Here is a 3,994-nt window from a genome sequence, read left to right on the forward strand (position 1 = left end):
GAAGGGGAAGGGGAAGGGGAGGGGGAAGGCAAAGCCAGGTTGTTATTAGCTTTGATCGCTACTCGCTACTAATTTGTGTTGGGAATGAGAAGGAGAGGGGGGAGGGAAGAAAAAACAAAGGGGATTGTTAGTTGTTAACAGCCAGTATTCAGTGTTCCTAATTAAAAGAAGAGTCAGGCTGGAACAAGTTGAGTAAAATCTCGTTCTTCTCAAGTCTGCGACCTAATTTTTGATAAGTAAGAGAAGAAGGTTTAACTCAAAAAAGTGAAAATTTGTCCTTCCCCTTCCCCTTCCCCTTCCCCGTCTTTCCTAAGCACCCCCGCCTCCGCCATTGCCAACGAAGAGGAAAGTTATTACGTCAATGGCAATTACAATGGCAAAAGCTAAGGCAACTTGGGTGACAATTGGTCGCCAGTCATTACCTTGCTGCGCTTGGTTGTAAGCGAAAAGAGATGCGGCTGCTACTAATAAAAGGAAGGCTCCGCGAATTAAGTTGAAAATCAGTTCAATGACTTCGGCATCAATAGCTTCCCCTCCTGCTGAAGAGGCTCCTTCTGCGAGTTCTTTCATAAATTCTTCTAAGCCGGAGAGGAAGATGGCGTTGGCTGGGGAATCGATTACGGAGCAAAGTGCAGTGGAGGTGATAATGGCAGTGGCAATGTGCCAAAAGCGGATTTTGCAGCCGATATATCGCTCTACAAGGGGAATAGCTCTAGTGATGTGCCATAAACTTAAAAAGACTATGCTGGAGCAGCCTAAAGTCGCAATTAAGAGCGGGTCATGGATAGTAAAATAGACAAGTGAGGCTAGGCAAATCCCGATAAACAGGAAGTCGCCTGGGCGGATTTTGTGTTGTTTCAGAAATTGAAAGGCGGGGCTTTGTGAGCCTTTTGCCGTTGGGAATAAATAGCGAGATGAGGAACGAACAGTCATGCAAACCTCTCTATAGTGTAGTTATTTTCCTTATTACTACTCTAAGTTTTGCCACTAAGCTTTGACATCACCAAAGGCGGTGTTTTTGAGTGACTAAGCTGGATCGATCCATTGGGAGGGGGTTGTCGTTGAGAAAGCAGAAGGTATAGCAACCCCCAAGGCGAGTAGGACTTTCTAAATTAACGTGAGTGCGATTTGTGCGATCGCACTATTGGTTTAGAAAAGGCGATCGCATCTTCACAAACAAAAGTAATTAATGTAAAATTTATAAAAGAGGTAAAAACTATGGCAACGCTAACATTAACCGCCAAACAAATAATTGAATTAGTCAAACAACTTTCAGTTACCGATCAAGCTCAAGTCTTGGAGGCTCTATTATCTGAACCTTGGGGTAAATGGCTAGAGTTATCACACTACGGCAAACAACAAGTACGTCAAGTTGCTGCTGAAAGGGGGCGAGACTGGGATTCGATGACGGAAGAAGAGCGTGAAGACTTCATTTGTGAGGTAATTAATGAAGATTAATTCTGCACAGCATTGGATAGTAGTTATCAGAACATTTTACTGGTCAAAGCCACAGACTTTTTAACAATTGTATCTCAGCCGCAAAACTAGAAGCGATCGCGCCTCACCAAAATTCGCGATCGGACTTCTCTAGATTTGAACTTCTCGATTAGCTTTGTCAGTTTCTCGGTGGGAGTTAGAAGTCGGCGTTTGCTGAAGTCTTCGTTCTAACCAACTTTCTAGTTCGTGGGCGGGGATGTCGCATTGTAGTACCTCTACCTGGTCTGGTTGAAGGATGGCTTCATAAATTACTTCGCCGTGTTCTGTATAGCCAGTCACGATTCCCTCTCCGGCTTCAAACTCGAATTTGTGGCCTTGAGAGTCAGTTAAACTGATGGCATCTTTACCCCTTTCGGCTACTAGCAGAGCGAGATGTTCTTGGTTACTTACTTGTTTAAACTCTTCTAAGCTGTGAGGTAATTTCAAAATTTCTTGTTTGTCTTTAGGAGTCAGTTTGTCAGTGGTAACTTTCCATTTTCTCGTCTCATCTGAGGTAGCGTTGAAGACTTCAACGCCATTTTTGGTTTCTAGGGTGACAGTTGTCAATTCACCTTCAACAAAGACGTAAAGTTTGGTATTTCCCAGGTCAACACCACCATTAGCTGCTGCTGGGGTAGCTTGAGAGCGATCGCCTTCATATTGAGCAGCTTCTTCAACAGCAGCATGATAAATTTGTACCAGTGCTTCAGTAATCAGTGCTTCATCAGTTGAGGGAAGTCGCTCGGTTTGAGGGCTAGAATTTTCTTTAGCTAATGGGTTTCGACCTTGAGCAAAAGCAGGTGCCCTTGCGTCCACCCTCTCGTTTTCTGGGGAAGGTGAGCGTTTGCCTCCGTTAGCAGGTTTGGTAAAATCATCGTTATTTTCTTCTGGCATAACTTCCGCAGCAGGGGGTGTTTGGCTCAAAGATTGCCGTTGAAGTGCTTTTTCTAAAGTTTCGATGCGGCTTTCTAGGGTATCCAGTCGTTTTTCTAAGCGGTCGAGGGCTTGATTAATTTGTTTGAGTTGTTCTTCAAAACTAGCATGAGGATTAATCTCAATTGGGTTAAGTTTTTTACCTTCATCATCTGGTTGGGGGATGGTTTTAAGTTGGTGGGTGACATGATTAACGGCTTTGGCTAAAATTGCTCCAACCGGCTCAGAAGTTTCAGTTTGAGATTGAGATAAGGCTTGATTTTCGAGTTGATGTTCTTCTTGGGAGAGAGGAGGTAGGGGTGTATTTTCTGATTCTTGTTCATTAATAGGTGCTTCTTGTTCATCAATGAGTGCTGGCAAATGATTGGCTCGTTCAGTTAGCCGATCGGCACGCTGGCTTTGAGATTTAAGCCTTTTAATGAGTTGAGTAACTTGGTGTTCTTGTCCAGCTTCCCTGGCTGCACCAATAACTTTTTGTGCTGCATCAATGCCTACAAGGGTGGCTAGAAATGCAGCTTGAGCACTCAGTCCAGAGAGAGTTGTACCGTTTATTTCATTTCCTGAAGTGGCTATTCTCTCGCTGGTTTGTGCGCCTGTTTTGAGCAGGCTATCAATATCCAATTCGTTTGATGTCTTGCGGCGTTGGGTTCTGGGATTGCCATTGGATGGCAAGGATTGTGTTGTAGGACTTTTGGTTAGAGTGTCCTCAAGTAGGTCGTCGATGCTATCAACTGTCTCAAACTGGTTTTGATTAAGTTTTTTACTACGAAATTGGTTGTGGGATTCAGTTTCACCTGCAAATTCTTCTTCATCTTGGCGGGATTTTGGTTTAACTTGTTGCGGGAGTGCAATTTCTTCCTCTTCATCAATTTCAGAGGTGACAAATTTTTCTACATTTTTAGTTTTAGGCTTAGCCTGAGATTTAGTTTTGGGTATACGTTTTTTATCCTCTTCCTCAAGGTCATCTACCACAAATTCTTCGTCAACTTCGATTTCAGTGATTTGAGATTTAGCTTGGGACTTAGAATGACGGCTGTCCGCTATTTCCCAATCGCTATTGCTTTTGGTTTGAGATTTAGCTTGAGTTTTGATTGTTGGTTCGCTGCCATTAATTTCATCGAGAAGGTCAGTGTCTTCATCGAATTCGTCTAATTCCAGTTTTTTCTTAGCATTGGAACTAGCTTTTGACGCTTGCTTGGGTACTGAATCAGTTTCCTCAATCTCGGAAAGTAGTTCGTCTAAGTCTGAAGGCTTATTTTTCCTCTGAGATTTACTCTTTTCTGGGTTGAGGGTGGCTTTAATGCCGGTGGTGGTGAATCGGTTGTCATCTGGTTCTCCCAGGTGTTCCATCATGTATTTGCCAGTGGTAGAACCATATTCAGGTCGGTCTGTGAGGGAGAGGACGAAGCCACCTTGTGTGACTTTAACGCTGATACCAGGTTTGCCGTCAGCTTCAGTCAATTCTTCGACAGCTTCGGCAAAATCTTCAACAGCAGTTAGGCCTTGTTCTTGGCAGTAATTTAAAGCCTTTTCACAGCGGCTTTTAAGGTACTTCAGTATTTTTTCTCCCTGTTCTGTATCAGCC

The 3,994-nt window shown here is 43.6% G+C and carries 3 protein-coding genes; 1 reads left to right on the forward strand and 2 read right to left on the reverse strand.

What is annotated here, in order from left to right:
• Positions 1-309 precede the first annotated feature (309 nt).
• A complete protein-coding gene (locus PN499_RS10785; protein WP_272031860.1) occupies positions 310-933 on the reverse strand; it encodes a hypothetical protein in 624 nt (207 codons plus the stop codon).
• 195 nt (positions 934-1,128) lie between these two features.
• Between PN499_RS10785 and PN499_RS10790 the strand changes: the two genes are divergently transcribed.
• Positions 1,129-1,458: a hypothetical protein gene (locus PN499_RS10790; RefSeq protein WP_272031861.1), complete on the forward strand. Its 330-nt coding sequence runs from the start codon at positions 1,129-1,131 to the stop codon at positions 1,456-1,458.
• A 129-nt stretch (positions 1,459-1,587) separates the two neighbouring features.
• Here PN499_RS10790 and PN499_RS10795 read toward each other — a convergent pair.
• The coding region (locus tag PN499_RS10795) for a hypothetical protein (RefSeq protein ID WP_272031862.1) at positions 1,588-3,994 on the reverse strand (2,407 nt) is incomplete at its 5' end.

It is taken from the genome of Kamptonema animale CS-326 (genome assembly GCF_028330895.1).
In the GTDB taxonomy this organism is placed as follows: domain Bacteria; phylum Cyanobacteriota; class Cyanobacteriia; order Cyanobacteriales; family Microcoleaceae; genus Kamptonema; species Kamptonema formosum.